Source organism: Pseudomonas sp. 9_2_1, assembly GCF_059295275.1.
This window is the reverse complement of the sequence record NZ_CM181239.1, coordinates 3,591,462-3,607,934: the sequence shown is the minus strand read 5'-3', so window position 1 is coordinate 3,607,934 and position 16,473 is coordinate 3,591,462. Positions and strand designations below refer to the sequence as shown.

16 protein-coding genes are annotated in these 16,473 nt (G+C 61.9%); 11 read left to right on the top strand and 5 right to left on the bottom strand.

Annotated elements, in window-relative coordinates; translation table 11 throughout:
• Positions 1–103 precede the first annotated feature (103 nt).
• Entirely contained in the window at positions 104–1,471 is a 1,368-nt protein-coding gene (nhaA, locus tag AC5O5I_RS16250; protein WP_494511138.1) for a Na+/H+ antiporter NhaA, read from the bottom strand.
• Between the two features lie 304 nt (positions 1,472–1,775).
• Between nhaA and AC5O5I_RS16245 the strand changes: the two genes are divergently transcribed.
• On the top strand, positions 1,776–3,749 hold the full coding sequence (locus AC5O5I_RS16245; RefSeq protein ID WP_172223196.1) for a BCCT family transporter: 1,974 nt from the start codon (positions 1,776–1,778) through the stop codon (positions 3,747–3,749).
• Positions 3,750–3,830: 81 nt separating this feature from the next.
• Here AC5O5I_RS16245 and AC5O5I_RS16240 read toward each other — a convergent pair whose 3' ends face one another.
• Positions 3,831–4,745: a LysR family transcriptional regulator gene (locus AC5O5I_RS16240; protein ID WP_494511137.1), complete on the bottom strand. Its 915-nt coding sequence runs from the start codon at positions 4,743–4,745 to the stop codon at positions 3,831–3,833.
• Positions 4,746–4,838: 93 nt separating this feature from the next.
• On the opposite strand from AC5O5I_RS16240, the gene AC5O5I_RS16235 reads away from it, so the two are divergent.
• The 5 genes from AC5O5I_RS16235 to aroE are packed head-to-tail and all read left to right on the top strand — an operon-like array spanning position 4,839 to position 8,677.
• On the top strand, positions 4,839–5,786 hold the full coding sequence (locus tag AC5O5I_RS16235) for a ketopantoate reductase family protein (protein WP_172286196.1): 948 nt from the start codon (positions 4,839–4,841) through the stop codon (positions 5,784–5,786).
• Positions 5,783–6,181, top strand: a complete 399-nt coding sequence (locus AC5O5I_RS16230) for a VOC family protein (RefSeq protein WP_172223206.1) — start codon at positions 5,783–5,785, stop codon at positions 6,179–6,181. Before AC5O5I_RS16235 ends, AC5O5I_RS16230 begins: the two co-directional genes overlap by 4 nt.
• On the top strand, positions 6,178–6,633 hold the full coding sequence (locus tag AC5O5I_RS16225; RefSeq protein ID WP_172223209.1) for a MaoC family dehydratase: 456 nt from the start codon (positions 6,178–6,180) through the stop codon (positions 6,631–6,633). The genes AC5O5I_RS16230 and AC5O5I_RS16225 overlap by 4 nt, the downstream gene beginning before the upstream one ends.
• A complete protein-coding gene (locus tag AC5O5I_RS16220) occupies positions 6,630–7,862 on the top strand; it encodes a CaiB/BaiF CoA transferase family protein (RefSeq protein ID WP_172286197.1) in 1,233 nt (410 codons plus the stop codon). Before AC5O5I_RS16225 ends, AC5O5I_RS16220 begins: the two co-directional genes overlap by 4 nt.
• On the top strand, positions 7,859–8,677 hold the full coding sequence (aroE, locus tag AC5O5I_RS16215; protein ID WP_172223216.1) for a shikimate dehydrogenase: 819 nt from the start codon (positions 7,859–7,861) through the stop codon (positions 8,675–8,677). Before AC5O5I_RS16220 ends, aroE begins: the two co-directional genes overlap by 4 nt.
• Before the next feature lie 100 nt (positions 8,678–8,777).
• Here the strand turns inward: aroE and AC5O5I_RS16210 are convergent, their stop codons facing one another.
• Positions 8,778–9,692, bottom strand: coding sequence for a LysR family transcriptional regulator (locus tag AC5O5I_RS16210; RefSeq protein WP_172223219.1), 915 nt, complete (start codon positions 9,690–9,692; stop codon positions 8,778–8,780).
• Positions 9,693–9,794: 102 nt separating this feature from the next.
• On the opposite strand from AC5O5I_RS16210, the gene AC5O5I_RS16205 reads away from it, so the two are divergent.
• The 5 genes from AC5O5I_RS16205 (at position 9,795) to AC5O5I_RS16185 (ending at position 14,732) form a co-directional block, all read left to right on the top strand.
• Entirely contained in the window at positions 9,795–10,763 is a 969-nt protein-coding gene (locus AC5O5I_RS16205) for an ABC transporter substrate-binding protein (protein ID WP_172286198.1), read from the top strand.
• Between the two features lie 75 nt (positions 10,764–10,838).
• A complete protein-coding gene (locus AC5O5I_RS16200; RefSeq protein WP_172223226.1) occupies positions 10,839–11,690 on the top strand; it encodes an ABC transporter permease in 852 nt (283 codons plus the stop codon).
• On the top strand, positions 11,687–12,520 hold the full coding sequence (locus AC5O5I_RS16195; RefSeq protein ID WP_494511136.1) for a quaternary amine ABC transporter ATP-binding protein: 834 nt from the start codon (positions 11,687–11,689) through the stop codon (positions 12,518–12,520). Before AC5O5I_RS16200 ends, AC5O5I_RS16195 begins: the two co-directional genes overlap by 4 nt.
• Positions 12,521–12,532: 12 nt before the next feature.
• Complete coding sequence (locus AC5O5I_RS16190) at positions 12,533–14,056, top strand: HAL/PAL/TAL family ammonia-lyase (protein ID WP_494511135.1); 1,524 nt, start codon at positions 12,533–12,535, stop codon at positions 14,054–14,056.
• Between the two features lie 148 nt (positions 14,057–14,204).
• On the top strand, positions 14,205–14,732 hold the full coding sequence (locus AC5O5I_RS16185; protein ID WP_494511134.1) for a cupin domain-containing protein: 528 nt from the start codon (positions 14,205–14,207) through the stop codon (positions 14,730–14,732).
• Between the two features lie 44 nt (positions 14,733–14,776).
• Here the strand turns inward: AC5O5I_RS16185 and AC5O5I_RS16180 are convergent, their stop codons facing one another.
• A complete protein-coding gene (locus AC5O5I_RS16180) occupies positions 14,777–15,664 on the bottom strand; it encodes an alpha/beta hydrolase (protein ID WP_494511133.1) in 888 nt (295 codons plus the stop codon).
• Between the two features lie 152 nt (positions 15,665–15,816).
• The gene (locus AC5O5I_RS16175; protein ID WP_494511132.1) at positions 15,817–16,320 is read right to left on the bottom strand and encodes a CinA family protein; all 504 of its coding nucleotides are present in this window, start codon (positions 16,318–16,320) and stop codon (positions 15,817–15,819) included.
• Between the last annotated feature and the right edge of the window lie 153 nt (positions 16,321–16,473).

The window sequence follows — 16,473 nt, the reverse complement described above, 5'->3', positions numbered from 1 at the left end:
ATGACAGCCTGATGCTCATCGGAGTAAAAGCTGGAGCTTCCAGCTCCGGCTTTTACTCTCGCTTCGTCCCAATGCAATGTCATCAATGTGCTGTGTAGCGAGATTATCGCTGGGTGGCTGAGCCTGCCCTGTTAGCTGACACTGCTGCTCGCCTGCACCACACACCCCAACTCAAGCCGAGCACAGCCGCCACCACCGACGCGGCCAGAACCCCGAGTTTCGCCGCCCCTAGTGAGCCAGGGTCGACGAAGGCAAGGTTGGCGATGAAAATCGACATGGTGAAGCCGATGCCGGCCAGCAGCCCGACCAGGGTAATGCTGCGCCAGTTGACCTCGGCGGGAAGCACGCACCAGCCCAACCGGACCATCAGCCAACTGACGCCGACGATGCCCACGGGTTTGCCAGCGACCAGCGCGGCAACCACGGCGATCATGACCCACTGGGGGCCCTCGGCGGACAGGTCGACACCCGAGAGGCTAACTCCGGCATTGGCCAGGGCAAATACCGGCATGATGCCGAAGGCGACCCAAGGGTGCAGGGTACCTTGCATGCGCACCACCGGCGGTACCAGTTCGCGCTGGGCCAGGCGCAGCCGTTTCAACGGGTCCATAAGGTCGCTGGCGTCCTGCTCAGGCGACTTGGCACGCCCCAGCAGTTCTCCGGTGAAGCGGGTAATGGCATCCAGCGGGCGCTCACGCATCGGCATTGCCTTGACCGGAGTCATCAGGCCCAGCACAACGCCAGCGAGGGTAGGGTGGGCTCCGGTCAGCAAGATGCCCAGCCAGGTGATCACACCAGGAATGAGGTAGGCGTAGGCAGAACCCACACCCATCTTCTGCAGCCCGATCACCATCAACAGACCGATTGCCGCAACGCCGAAACCGCTGTAATCAAGGCCGCCCGAGTAGAAGAAGGCGATGATCAGCACGGCAATGATGTCATCGATGATTGCCAGAGCGAGCAGAAACACCCGCACGTTCGATGGGATCGACTTGCCGAGCAGCGCCAACACACCTACTGCAAAGGCGATATCCGTAGCCGTCGGCACAGCCCAGCCTTGTTGCTCTGCCGGCGCGTGGCCAAAAGCCAGGTAGAGCAGGGCGGGTACCGCTACGCCGCCGAGGGCGGCAGCCATGGGCAGCGTGGCTTGGCGCAAGCTGGACAGTGCGCCCTCGTGGATCTCGCGACGGATCTCCATGCCCACGACCAGGAAGAAGATGGTCATCAAGCCATCATTGATCCAGAAGTGCAGTGACTGCGAATAGACCAGCGAGCCCACGCCGATCGTCAAGGGGGTATGCCAAAGGGCTTCATAGCTGTCTGCGGCCGGAGAGTTCGCCCAGATCAGGGCAGCCACAGCGGCAACCAGCAGGACAATGCCGCTGACCGCTTCGATGTGCAGGAAACGCTCAAGGTTGGCGAAGGCACGCTCGGCCAGTGCCTGGACGCGAGGCAATTCTGTGTTATGCATAGGCGCAAGTACTCCCGCATGGCGGCCCGACCTGCGCTGTTCTTTAACCTGCCCCCCTGCACTATGCAGTTGGCACCCGTCGGCTAGTGTACCGAACAACCGCCTTCAAATGAAAAAAAACTGGGGCTTCCAGTCCCAGGCGGCACGGTGGTGATTTGAGATTTTTTCCTGCGAACGTTAGGGTTTATGTTGGTTTCGAGCCTATGGAGCTAGGCAAGCGGGTAGTTACCGACCTGCTAGCCTTGGGAAATGTCGGCGTATTCAGGCGCGCTGTGCACATCGCCTTACAAGGAGAACTGCCGTAATGACTGCAGCCCCCAAACCGAGGAGCACCCTCAACCCACCCGTCTTCTACAGCAGCGCAATCCTCATCTTTCTTCTGGTCTTGTACGCCACTGCATTTCAGGAGCACGCCCAGACGCTCTTCGAGCAAGTCCAGCAATGGATCATCACCAATGCCAGCTGGTTCTACATTCTCACTGTAGCGCTGGTGTTGATCAGTGTGGTGTTTCTGGCCGTGAGCCGTTACGGCGATATCAAGCTGGGCCCGGACCACAGTGAGCCGGATTACCGCAAGAGCAGTTGGTTTGCCATGCTGTTCTCGGCTGGCATGGGGATCGGCCTCATGTTCTTTGGCGTGGCCGAGCCGGTCATGCACTTCACCACGCCGCCCGTAGGTGATCCCGGCACCGTTGCCGCGGCCCGTGAAGCGATGAAAATCACCTTTTTCCATTGGGGCCTGCATGCCTGGGCAATCTACGCCATCGTCGCGCTCATTCTGGCCTATTTCAGCTTTCGCAACGGCCTGCCCTTGACCTTGCGCTCGGCGCTCTATCCGCTGATCGGCGAGCGGATTTACGGCCCTATCGGGCATGCCGTCGATGTTTTCGCCATTCTCGGCACAGTGTTCGGCGTGGCGACCTCGTTGGGTTATGGGGTATTGCAGATCAACAGTGGTTTCCACTATGTGTTCGGTTTGCCGGTAAACACTACCGTGCAAGTCACCCTCATCGCCGCCACCTGCGCATTGGCGACGCTCTCGGTGGCCAGCGGTCTGGATAAAGGGATTCGCATCCTCTCCGAGCTCAACCTGAGCCTGGCGGTTATCCTGATGCTGTTCGTGCTGCTGCTAGGGCCCACGGTGTTCCTGTTGCAGACCTATGTACAGAATACCGGCGCCTATCTGTCCGACATCGTCAACAAAACCTTCAACCTCTACGCGTATGAGCCTACTGACTGGATCGGTGGCTGGACCTTGTTGTACTGGGGCTGGTGGTTGTCCTGGTCGCCGTTCGTGGGCCTGTTCATCGCACGTATTTCTCGAGGCCGGACCATTCGCGAGTTCGTCTGCGGCGTACTGTTCGTGCCCGCGGGTTTCACCCTGCTGTGGATGACCGTGTTCGGCGACTCGGCAATTCATATGATCCTCAACGATGGCGTCAAGGAGCTGGCAGCGGTGGTCAGTGAAGACAGTTCCCTTGCCCTGTTTGCCTTCCTTGAGCATTTCCCGTTCTCCAGCGTCGTTTCGTTGATCGCGGTGCTGATGGTTGTGGTGTTTTTTGTGACGTCGGCGGACTCCGGTGCGCTGGTAGTGGATATGCTGGCTTCGTCCGGGCAAGGCCATTCACCGCTGTGGCAACGTATCTTCTGGTCAGTCAGCATTGGCGCGGTGGCGATCGCGTTGTTGCTGGCCAACGGGCTCAAGGCGTTGCAGACGGCGACCATCGCGAGTGCTTTGCCGTTCGCTGCCATCTTGCTGATCTCGATCTGGGGCTTGTTCAAGGCGCTCAGTCTGGATGCCACTCGCCGGGGGTTGCGTAATCAGGCCTTGCCTGGCCCCCGGCATGGCCGTGACCCGCACGGAGGCTGGCAGCGTCGACTGCGCAGTATCGCCATGATGCCGCGTCGGGCCCATGTGACCCGCTTCATCGCCGAGGTGGTAAAGCCCGCCTGTGACGAGGTCGCCGTAGAGTTGCGCAAGCAAGGTTACGACGTGAATGTGGGTGAACGCGACGATGGGCGGGTTACGCTCGAACTCTCCCATGCCGGTGAGGGGCGTTTCCTTTACGAAGTTCGGCCACGGGCATTCAATACGCCAAGCTTCGTCATGCGCGATACCGAAGACGGCGGCGATGCCCGCAAGTATTTCCGCGCCGAAGTGCATTTGCGCGAAGGCGGCCAGGACTACGACATCATGGGCTGGAGCCGCGACGACGTGATAGGCGACATCCTGGATCAGTACGAGCGCCACCTGCATTACCTGCACGTGGTGAGCTGACGTTGATTCGCTCCTGCCCTGGCTTCGTCAGGGCAGGGCGGTTGGCCTGCTGTAATCACATCTATCAAAGTCGAAACCACATCACGACTGGCTTGCCGGCTGGAACAGCCCACGAACGACTTCCCGCAACCACCGATTGCCACTGTCCTGATGATATCGGGCATGCCAATGCTGTTTGACTGTGAACCCCTCCACCGCAAACGGGCAGTCATGCACCCGTAGCCCATGCATGTCAGCCAGTGTCTGCCCGATATGCCGCGGCAGGGTGGCCAGTAGATCCGTGGTGCCGATTATCATCCCCAACCCGAGAAACGCCGGCAGCTCCAGCATGATCCGCCGCTCGATCCCGGCCCGCGCCAATCCTGCCTCCAGCAGCTTCTGCCCGGTGCCGAAACTGATCTGGACATGCCCCTCGGCGCGGTAGCGGGTCAAGCTCATGCCCTTGCCCAGGCGGGGATGCAGCGGGTTGCTCAGGCACACCCAGTCCTGCTCGAACAGCACCTGCTGGTACATCCCTCCACCCAGCCAGGGTACGAAGCCGATGGCCAGGTCCGCTTCGCCCGATTCCAGCGCGCTCTCTGTATTGCCATCGATGCGCGCTGCCTCCAGGCGGATGCCGGGGGCATGGTTGCGCAGGTGGTTGAGGATGCTCGGCAGCAAGGTGATATGGCTGGCATCGCTGACGCACAGGCGAAAGCGCCGCTGCGCTGTGCCGGCGATGAACTGCGGTTCCCAGGCGGTCAGCCGCCGCAGCGATTCCAGCACCTCGCGGCACGGCCCGATCAACTGGTCTGCGCGTGGGGTAGGGGCCATGCCGCCAGGCGTGCGCACGAACAGCGGGTCGTTCAACTGTTCACGCAGGCGCGCCAGCCAGATGCTGATGGTCGGCTGGCTCTGCCCCAACTGCTCGGCGGCGCGGGTCACGCTGCGGCACTGGTACAGCACGTCGAACAGCTGCAGCAGCTTGGGTTCGGGCAGGGCCTCCAGCGCTTTCATTATTGCGAATCTCAATGATGGTATTGAAGCCATTGTATAGCGCAAATAACCCTCGCTGCATAAGGTAGTCGCAAACCACAGGAGGTCTGCGACGTGAAAATCTGCATTCTGGGCGCCGGTGCCCTGGGCTGCGCCATTGGTGCGGCCCTGAGCGAGGCGGGGCATGAAACCTGGTTGTTGAACCGCGGCCGGGCGCACGTCGAGGCGATGAACCTGCACGGGCTTCAGGTGCACGACGAACGAGGTGAGCGGCAGGTACCGGTCAACGCTGCTATCGAAGCCGAAGATGTCGGCGTGGCCGACCTGGTGGTGGTGCTGGTGAAGTCGTTCCACACCGCCGAGGCCATCGCCGGTGCTGCCGCGCTGATCGGGCCGCAGACGCTGGTGCTGTCGCTGCAGAATGGCCTCGGTCACGAAGACATCCTGGCCGACGCCGTCGGTCGTGAGCGGGTGCTGGCCGGCAAGACCTATGTCGGTGGCGTGCTGCTGGCGCCCGGTTCGATCCGCGCAGGCGTAGCCGGCAAACAGACCTTTATCGGTGAACTGGATGGCCAGCTGACACCGCGGGTGCAGGCCATCGCCGAAGTCTTCAACGGCGCCGGGTTGGCCACCACGGTCAGCGACAACATTCTTGGCACCATGTGGGACAAACTGCTGGTCAACGTCGCCACCGGCGCATTAAGCGGCATCACCATGCTCAGCTATGGCCAGCTGTACAGCGAGCCGCTGCTGGAAAGTACCGCCAAGGCCGCCGTGGCCGAAGCCATCGCCGTGGCCGAGCGCGCTGGCATCCGACTCAGCCTGAGCAGCCCTGACGCCGCCTGGACCTTGGCCGCTGAGGGCCTGCCGGCGAGCTTTCGCACCTCGATGCTGCAGAGCCTGGAAAAAGGCTCGATCAGCGAAATCGACTTCATCAACGGCTCCGTCGTGCGCTGGGGCCAGCGCCATGGCGTGGCCACGCCGGTCAATGCGACCCTGGTGGCCTGCATCAAGGGCATCGAGCGCGCCATGGCCGATCACCAGAAGAGGGATACCCCATGAGCCAGGCAAAAGCCTACCTCGAACACGTGGCGTTCTGGGTGCAGGACATCCAGTGGCATATCCGCTTTTTCAGCGAGGTATGCGGCATGACCATGCGTGAAGTGCAGGGCGACGTCGAGCAGCCGGCGCAGTACTGGACCCTCGGCGGCCTGCAGTTCATCCATCAGCCGGACTTCACTGGGCCAGAGGGGCGCATGGCGCACCTGGGCATCATGTGCGAGGACCTGGAGGCGGCATTGACCGCCGCCCAGCGCTTTGGCGTGAGCGAAATGCCTCAAGGCCGCAACTGGCTGCGCCTGCCAGACGGCCTGGCAGTGGAATTCATCCAGGCGCGGCCGGCGAAATGCGTGGCCCAGGCACTGGCCATCGACCCGCGTGCGCAGGTGCAGGCATGAGCGTGATTGAAAAGTACTGGGACGATGCCCGCGAAGGCGACGAATGCATCAGCCCGACATACACCGTGACCCGCGAACGCATCCTGGCTTACGCCGATCTCACTGGCGACCACACCCCGGTGCATGTCGACGAGGCCTACGCCAACGCCAGCCACTTTGGCTGCCTGGTGGCCCACGGCCTGTTCGGCTTGTCGATCGCCGATGGCCTGAAAACCCAGTGCGAGTACCGCTTCCTGCCGGGCATGTCGCTGGGCTGGACCTGGGACTTCGTGCTGCCGATCAAGGTCAATGACGTGCTGCATGTGCGCATGCGGGTGGGGGCGATGCGCCCCAGCAATAGCCGCCCAGGCTGGGGCATCGTGGTGCTGCCATCGGAACTGATCAACCAGCACGGCGACGTCGTGCAGCGTGGCGAGCACCGGCTGATGGTGCCGCGGAGGATAGAAGCATGAGTCAGCCATTACCCTTGGCGGGTATCCGCGTCATCGACTACAGCCACTTCCTTGCCGGGCCTTATGTGGGGCGCTGCCTGGCGGCGCTGGGTGCCGAGGTGATCAAGGTCGAACGGCCGGGCAGCGGCGATGCCGGTCGCCAGCATGCATTTACCCTGGACGATCAGCAGAGCGGCTATTTCCTGCAGCTGAACATGGGCAAGCAGGGCGTCAGCGTCAATATGAAGGACCCGCGTGGCAAGGCATTCATGCAGCGCCTGAGCGATTCGGCGGACGTCTTCATCGAGAACTACCGCCCAGGCGCGCTGGACAAGCTGGGCCTGGGCTACGCCGAGCTGTCGGCGCGCAACCCGCGCCTGGTGTACTGCTCGATTTCCGCCTACGGCCACACCGGGCCGGACGCCCACCGCGCCGGCTTCGGGCTGATCGCCGAAGCCAAGAGCGGCATCATGCAGATGGTTGGCGTGCCGGGCGAAGCGCCGCCGCTGCTGCGCATTTCGCTGGGTGACATGTACACCGGCATTCACGCAGTGGCGGCGATCAATGCCGCGCTGCTCGGTCGGGTGAGCAGTGGCCGTGGCCAGCACATCGACATGGCCCTGTATGACACCCTGGTGTCGATGCACGAATACGCGGTGCAGTGCTACACCTTGTCTGGCGGCACCGTGCTGCCCCAACAGACCGGCCACGACATGCCCACCTCGACCCTGTACGGCGTGTTCCGTGCCGCCGACGGTGACCTGGTGATCGCTGCCCAGGTCGACGATGCCTGGCAGCGCTTCGCCGCCATGCTCGAAGCCAACGGCGGCCCGCCCGGGTTCGGCAGCGACCGCCGCTATCACCACCTCAACGGCCGCAACGCTCACCGCGAGACGATCCTGGCGGTGGTCCGTGACTGGGTTGGCGCGCGCCGGGTGGCTGACATCCTCACGCTGCTCGATGGCATCGACATCCCCAGTGCCAAGGTGCAGTGCATTGACGAGGTGCTGGCCGACCCGCAGATCCAGGCCCGCAACATGGTCATCGAACAGCAGCACCCACGCTACGGCACCTTGCGCCTGCCCAACCTGCCGTTCCGATTTTCCGACTGCGACACCACCATCCACCAGGTAGCCCCGGACCTCGGCCAGCACAATGCCGAAGTCGCTGCCGGGCTTGGCTTCAGCCCTGAAGAAATCACGGCCATGCAGGCAGACGGTGTGCTGTTTACTCAAGGAGTTGCGCGATGAGCGACCGCTACGCAGTGATCGGCCGGCCGATCAACCACACCAAGTCCCCTTTGATTCATGGCCTGTTCGCCGAGGCCAGCGGCCAGGCGCTGGAGTACGGCGCCATCGAAGGCGGGCTGGATGATTTCGAAACCCAGGTGCTGCATTTTCGTCGTGACGGCGGGCGGGGCATGAACATCACCGCGCCGTTCAAGTTGCGGGCCTTCGAGCTGGCCGATCGGCGCAGCGAGCGGGCCCAATTGGCACGGGCGGCCAATGCGCTGAAGTTCGAGGATGGTCGTATCCTGGCGGAGAACTTCGACGGTATCGGTTTGTTGCGGGACATCGAAGAAAACCTCGGCGAACCTCTGCGTGATACGCGCGTGCTCATGCTCGGCGCCGGCGGCGCCGTTCGCGGTGCGTTGCTGCCGTTTCTGCAGGCCGGGCCTCGCGAGCTGGTGATTGCCAACCGCGATATGGCCAAGGCACTGACGTTACGCAACGAACTGAATCACCCACGGTTGCGCATCAGTCGCTACGAAGAGCTGGAAGGGCTGGGCTTCGACATCGTTGTCAACGCTACCTCCGCCAGCCTGACGGGTGAGCTGCCGCCGCTACCCAAGGGCGTACTGGCCGAGACGCGCCTGGCGTATGAGCTGGCGTATGGCAAAGGCCTGACGCCGTTTCTGCGTATGGCGAAAGCGCAAGGTGTAGCGCGCATGGCCGACGGCGTCGGCATGCTGGTCGAGCAGGCGGCGGAAGCTTTCGCCTGGTGGCGAGGGGTACGACCTGAAACCCGTGGCGTGATCGATCGACTGACCATTGCGCTGGAGTAAGCCGTGGTCGTCGGCCCAACATTTTCTCGAAACACCGCGTAGGGATCCGAAACCCCCAGTAGGCGGACATCACGGAAGTGATGTTCGCCCAGCCTGTTGTTCATTCAGATGCAAACGATGGTCGCTCGGCGAACCATGCCACCGCCAGCGCCTTGAACGCCTCAGCCGAAGGCGTCAGCGGATAGCGCTGGTCATGCGCCAGTACGATGCTGTGGGTTGGCAGTTTTTCCTCAGTCGGCCGACACACCAGCGCATGACCATCATAACTACGGTCACCAAATGGCCGGGTGTAGATCAGCGCCACGCCAAACCCGTTGGCGACGAGGCTGCGCTGCAACTCGAAGGTGCGTACACGGTGCACAACGGCGGGTGAAAGGTCGTAAAAGCTGAACAGATCCAGCACATGCTGCCAACTGTGGACCTGATCGGTGACTACCAGGGTGTATTCAGCTAGCGCCTTGAGACTGACGCGCGACTGCTTGGCCAGCGGGTGATCGGCCGCCAGCAGTACCTGGGCCGTCAGCTGACACAGCTGGGTGCAATGCGTGTTCGCTGGTAAACCCAGATCGTAGGTGATGGCCAGTTCTATCGCCCCCTCGCTGAGCCGCTTGCCAACATAATCGAAGCTGCCATCGCGCATGTCGACCGTGACCCTTGGGCAGGACTCCTGCATCCGTCGCACAATTTGTGGCAGGCAATACGGCGCCAGGTCTTCAAAACAGCCGACTACCAGTTCACCGACACACTCGCCTGCGTTGGCATTGATCTCGGCAAAGGTCTGGGCCTCTGCCAGCACGCGGCGGGCCTGGACCATGACCGTACGACCGAACGGGGTCAGCGATATCCCCAGGCCACGCTGGCGTATGAAGATCGACTGACCCAGCACCTCCTCCAGTTCGGTGATGGCCGCCGAAATGGAAGGCTGTGAAACATGAAGCTCCATGGCGGCAGTGGTCAGGTTTCCGTGCTTGGCCGCTGCGAGCGCGTAGCGAAGCTGTCGCAGTGTGAACTTCATAGGTTTTTCCGTGGTGATGCATCAGGACTTATTATTTTATCCTTTTTTGAGGTTGTGAAATATTTCTCCTGCGCAGTGATCATCTTGTTTGGGAGCGTCACAATGACAATTACAAAAGCTCTGCTGACCACGACACTTTCTTTAGGGCTGCTGGCGTCCGCCGGCGTCAGCCAGGCGGCCGGTTGGTGCGAGTCGGGCAAGCCGGTGAAGTTCGCCGGTTTGAACTGGGAAAGCGGGATGCTGCTCACCGAGGTGATGCAGTTCGTGCTGAAAAATGGCTACGGCTGTGACACCGACAGCCTGCCGGGTAACTCCATCTCCATGGAAAACGCCCTGAGCAGCAACGATATCCAGGTGTTCGCCGAGGAGTGGGTAGGGCGCAGCGAGGTCTGGAACAAGGCGGCGGCCGCCGGCAAGGTCGTCGGCGTCGGCTCGCCGGTGGCTGGCGCGGTCGAAGGCTGGTATGTGCCGCGCTATGTGATCGAAGGCGATGCCAGGCGCAAACTCGAAGCCAAAGCACCGAACCTCAAGAGCATTGCCGACCTGGGGCAATACGCCCAGGTATTCAAGGACCCCGAAGAACCGGACAAGGGGCGCTTCTACAACTGCCCGGCCGGCTGGACCTGCGAGCTGGACAACAGCGAAATGCTCAAGCGCTATGGCCTGGAGAACACCTACACCAACTTCCGCCCGGGCACCGGCCCGGCACTGGATGCCGCCGTGCTGTCGAGCTACAAGCGTGGCGAGCCGATCCTCTTCTACTACTGGTCGCCAACCCCGCTGATGGGCCAGGCCGACCTGGTCAAGCTGGACGAGCACCCAGGCGTGGATAAATCCGTGACCATCAAGGTGGGTGTGTCGAAGGCCTTCCACGAGCAGGCACCAGAACTGGTGGCTGTGCTGGAAAAGGTCAATCTGCCGGTCGATCTGCTGAATCAGAACCTGGGACGCATGAGCAAGGAGCGTATCGAGGCGGCGGAACTGGCCAGGTTGTTCCTCAAGGAGCACCCCGAAGTCTGGCACAGCTGGGTCAGCGAAGACGCAGCCAAAAAGGTCGACGCGGCACTCTGAGGGCGTGGACGGGTCCGGCGCCTGCCGGGCGTGCCACCTAGCAGTCCGCTTCATGCACTTGCTCGAGAGAAATCCATGTTCCCGAAAAACTTCACGTTTTCCATTGCCGACTGGGTCAATGGCTGGGTTGATGCGCTGGTCACTCACTACGGTGACGTGTTCCGGCACATTTCCGAGACCCTGCTGTGGGCCATCGTCAACCTCGAAGGTTTGCTGCGCGCAACACCCTGGTGGCTGATGCTGGCCATCGTCGGCGGTATTGCCTGGCACGCCACCCGTCGAGTCGTACCCACCGCGGTGATCGTAGGTTTGCTGTTCCTGGTCGGTGCGGTCGGGCTCTGGGACAAGCTGATGCAGACCCTGGCGCTGATGCTGGTAGCAACGCTGATCTCGGTTCTGGTCGGCATTCCGCTGGGTATTCTGTCAGCGCGCAACGATCGCCTGCGGGCGGTGTTGATGCCGCTGCTGGACATCATGCAGACAATGCCCAGCTTCGTGTACCTGATCCCGGTATTGATGCTGTTCGGCCTGGGCAAGGTGCCGGCGATCTTCGCCACTGTCATCTATGCCGCCCCGCCACTGATTCGCCTGACCGACCTGGGCATTCGCCAGGTGGATGGCGAGGTCATGGAAGCGATCAATGCGTTCGGTGCCAACCGGCTGCAACAACTGTTTGGCGTGCAGTTGCCGCTGGCGTTGCCGAGCATCATGGCCGGTATCAACCAGACCACCATGATGGCCCTGTCGATGGTCGTCATCGCGTCGATGATCGGTGCCCGTGGCTTGGGCGAAGACGTCCTTGTCGGCATCCAGACCCTGAATGTCGGCCGCGGCCTCGAAGCGGGGCTGGCCATTGTGATTCTGGCGGTTGTGATCGACCGCATTACCCAGGCCTATGGCCGGCCACGGCATGGGGTGGGCAAATGAGCGCCAAGCAGACGATGAACAAGATCGAAGTCAACCATGTCTTCAAGATATTCGGTGCGCGTGCCGAAGATGCCCTGAAACTGATCCGCCAGAACAAGACCAAGGAGCAGGTGCTGGCCGAAACCGGCTGCGTGGTCGGGGTCAACGATCTCTCGTTGTCCATCGGCAGCGGCGAGATCTTCGTGATCATGGGCCTGTCAGGTTCGGGCAAGTCGACCCTGGTGCGGCACTTCAACCGCCTGATCGACCCGACCAGCGGCGAGATCCTGGTCGATGGCGAGGACATCCTGCAATACGACAGGCAAGCCCTGCGCGAATTCCGCCGGCGCAAGATCAGCATGGTGTTCCAGAGCTTCGGCCTGTTGCCGCACCGCAGCGTGCTGGACAACGTCGCTTACGGGTTGAAAGTCCGTGGCGAGGGCAAAGCGCTGTGCACAGAGCGTGCCCTGCACTGGATCCACACCGTGGGCCTCAAGGGTTACGAAAAATCGTACCCGCACCAGCTGTCGGGCGGCATGCGCCAGCGCGTCGGCCTGGCGCGAGCGTTGGCTGCCGACACCGATATCATCCTGATGGACGAAGCCTTCAGTGCGCTCGACCCACTGATTCGCGCCGAAATGCAGGACCAGTTGCTGGAACTGCAAAAGACCCTGCACAAGACCATCGTCTTCATCACTCACGACCTGGACGAAGCGGTGCGTATCGGCAACCGAATTGCCATTCTCAAGGACGGGCGCCTGATCCAGGTCGGCACGCCCAAAGAAATCCTCTACCAGCCTGCGGACGAATACGTCGATCGTTTCGTGCAGCGTCGCGTAGCTTCGCTTTAAGGACCCGCGAGTATGTCGTTTGCCGAAAAAATCATCATCGCCGAGGCGCCCGTTCGCTGGCAGGACGTGGTGGCTGTGGCCCGGCATGGAGCGAAGCTTGAGCTGGCCCCATCGGCCTGGGCGCGGATCGAGAACGCCCAGGCGATTGTCCAGCGCATCGTATCCAGCGGTGACCGCGCCTATGGCGTCAACACCGGGCTTGGCGCCTTGTGCAATGTTTCGTTACAGGACGAACAACTCAGCCAGCTGTCGCACAACACCTTGCTCAGCCATGCCTGTGGCGTGGGTGCCGCGCTGTCGGACGAACAGACCCGGGCGATCATGTGCGCGGCGATCATCAACTTCTGCCAGGGCCGTTCCGGCCTTCAGCGCAAGGTGGTCGAGGCGCTGCTGACGTTGCTCAACCAGCACATCACCCCGCAGGTGCCGAAACAGGGGTCGGTGGGGTATCTGACCCATATGGCCCATATCAGCATCAGCTTGCTGGGCGTCGGCCAGGTCAGTTATCGCGGCCAGATCGTGCCAGCGCAGCAAGCCTTGGCCGAGGTCGGACTGGCACCGGTCAAACTGGGTGCCAAGGATGGTCTGTGCCTGGTCAACGGTACGCCCTGCATGACCGGTCTGAGCTGCCTGTCCCTGGACGATGCCACCCGGCTGAGCCAATGGGCGGACGTTATCAGCGCCATGAGCTTCGAGGCCCTGCGCGGCCAACTCGATGCCTTCGACCCAGAAATCATCGCGCTGAAACCCCACCCTGGCATGCAGCGGGTGGGCAGCAACTTGCGTCGCCTGCTGGACGGTAGCGAAATCATTGCCGGCAGCCATGGCATTCGCACCCAGGACGCTTTGAGCATTCGCTCGATCCCGCAGGTTCATGGTGCCGCGCGCGACCAGTTGGACCACGCCGCGCGGCAGATCGAAACCGAACTCAACTCCACCACCGACAATCCGATATTGCTGGGTACACCCGAGTCGTATCGGGTGGTTTCGCAGGCGAATCCGCATGGCCAGTCGGTGGCCATGGCGGCCGACTTGCTGGCCATCGCTGTGGCCGAGATCGGGGCGATTGCCGAGCGTCGTCTCGATCGCCTGATCAACCCGCTGGTCAGCGGTTTGCCGGCCTTTCTGGTCAGCCAGCCGGGTGTGAACTCGGGCATGATGATTGTCCAGTACGTCGCCGCTTCTCTCTGTGCAGAAAACCGTCAGCTGGCGCAACCGGCGGTCATCGACAACTACGTCACCTCCGGTCTGCAGGAGGATCATCTGAGCATGGGCACCAATGCCGGTTTGAAGCTGCACCGCGCCCTGCAGAACTGCACGCAGATCCTTGCCATCGAATACCTGTTGGCGGCCCAGGCTTTCGAGTTCTTCAAAGAGCAGCGCTTTGGCGCAGGTACCCACATTGCCTGGCGGTTGTTGCGCGAACGGGTCCCGGCCTACACCCAGGACCGTTGGCTGGCCCCGGATATCGCCAGCAGTGCATCGATCCTGAAGGACCCCAGCCTGCTTGGCGCTGCTTTCCCCGGGCTGCTGTGACAGATGCAGGCAGCTGGCGAACTTCCTGGCCTGTTGCAGTTTGATGAGCGACGGCAGGGGCAGCACGGGCTGTACGTGGTCACCCCACAGGAACCTCGGGGTAGGCATGGCTTCTCAAGGATATCGTCAGCCTGATCAGGATGCCCTCATGTTCGCCATCGACAGCAGCACCCAGCCCATGCAAGCCTTGCGGTTCGAGGACGACGGCGCAACGCCCAACAGCCGTTTTCCCGTATTGCTTTACCGGCTGCAACGGGTGGAGCCTGCCCATGACAATGCCGGCGCTTTCGAGTCCTTGTTCGCCGCGCACCAGTGGACGCCGCTCTGGCGTGCCGGCATTTTCGATTACCACCATTTCCACTCCAACGCGCACGAAGTGCTGGGCGTTGCCCGCGGCCGTGCCCGGATAATGCTCGGTGGTGCAGCAGGTCAGGCGCTGACGGTAAAGGCGGGTGATGTGCTGGTGCTACCCGCCGGAACCGGGCATCGTTGCCTGGCGTCCAGCGACGACTTTCTGGTCGTGGGCGGATATCCGCAAGGGCAGGAACACTACGACATCCAGCGCCCCGAGATCGGTGCTCACCCGCAGGCGCTGGCGAGGATCGCCAGAGTCCCAATACCTCAGCAGGACCCGGTTACCGGGGCTGACGGCGCCCTGACAAGACACTGGCGGTGATCAGATGCCAGCGCGTGAGCACGCTTCAGGATCAACGCAGTGCCTCATCTGTCGTTAGAAATTCCCGAGGCTGGATCCTGCCCATGAATGAACGCCATCACCTCATCCAGGACCGGCGCCAGCCCTCGCATAGGGCGGGAGAATGCTGCGATCAATGTCCCGTGGCCCGGCCTGGAGAAATAGAGCTCGCGCACGGGCACACCTTGTTCGCGCAAACGTCGGGCCATGCCCCCCGTGTTACGCTCGGGGTTGACCAGCTTATCGTCCTTTGCCGCTATCAAAAGCGCCGGGGGCGATGCGGCGCTGATGTGGTTGATCGGTTGGGAGTCGGGTGGCGAATTCGGAAAGAAGAAAATCGGTTTAACCTCCGGGTTTTCGATGGGCAGAAAGTCGTAAGGCCCGGCCAGGCCGATCCAGCCGCTAAGCACCGAAGGCTGCATATCCACGGCTGCCAGCCATTTGGGGTCTAGCGCAATCATCGCTGCGTTGTAGCCGCCTGCGCTATGGCCCATCACATAGAGTCGCGCTGGATCGCCGCCGTACTGGCGGATGTGTTCGCGCGTCCAGCCAACCACTCGCGCACTGTCGTCGAGAAAGCCCTGATAGTGCACCTGGGGATAAAGCCGGTAATCAGCGAGCACCGCTACGATACCGCGTGCTGCCAGCGCCTCGCCGACAAAGCGGTAGTCACTGCGTGAACCGCTGTTCCAGCTGCCTCCATAAAAGAACACCACCACCGGCACATCGGCTGCGCGGTTGACCGGCGTGTAAACATCCAGCCGGTTGCGCGGATCCTTGCCGTACTTCAGGTCAGATGCCTTGTTGTAAGTGCCTGCGGGGGTGAGCAGGTTTAACACTTTCAGTGGTGAACAACCCAGCAAAAGCCCCAGCAGCCCGCCGACAACCCACACGCGTAGAGCTATCTTGATCATGGCTCGCTCTCTGAGACGGTATGCATTCAGGACTGCGAGCTTGAGTAACAATTCAGGACGCTTTGCCGCGTTTCCATGCGTTCAATCATGTGATCAGCTCGCTTTCCTGGATGTTTGCAATAGGGCCTGGAATCGAGGCGTCGAATTGTGCCTCAGACGTGCTCGCCGCGCAGCCAGCGCTGGTGATAGTGGGACAAGCGAGTCAGTCCGAACAGTGCACCCTCACGCATGACATCTGCCCGTTCGCCAAAAAAGCGTTGAGTGCGCGTAAAGACGGCAACGGGCTCGCCGGCAAACGCCCAGGCAAAGCACATGGTGCCTGGAGGTATGCCGGATTCAGGCGCGGGCCCGGCGATTCCAGTGGTGGCAATCACCACATTGGCATCGCTGTTTCTCAAGGCACCCAAGGCCATTTCCCATGCGACTGCCTCGCTGGTAAGGCCATATCGCTCGATGGTCTCGGGGCTGACGCCCAGCAGGCGCTTCTTGGCACTGGGCGAATACACCACATAACCACTTTCCAATACTTCCCCAGTACCGGGCACGGCTGCCAGCAGCGCCACCATGCAGCCCGCAGTGCATGACTCTGCTGTGGTCAGGATCAAGTGGTTGTCTTTGAGGTAGCCGAGCGCGGCCAACACAGGTTCGGTTGCCATGGGGGAATCTACTCGCTAGTTGTTTCCGGTGGACGCAATCCAGCGGTAATTGGTTCATCACACCTTGCGCCCGACCATCTCCCATTGGCATCTCGCCTGAACTTCGCGCTGCGCGCTGGCTTCCTATGCCTATAAGGGGCAAGCCAGGCATCA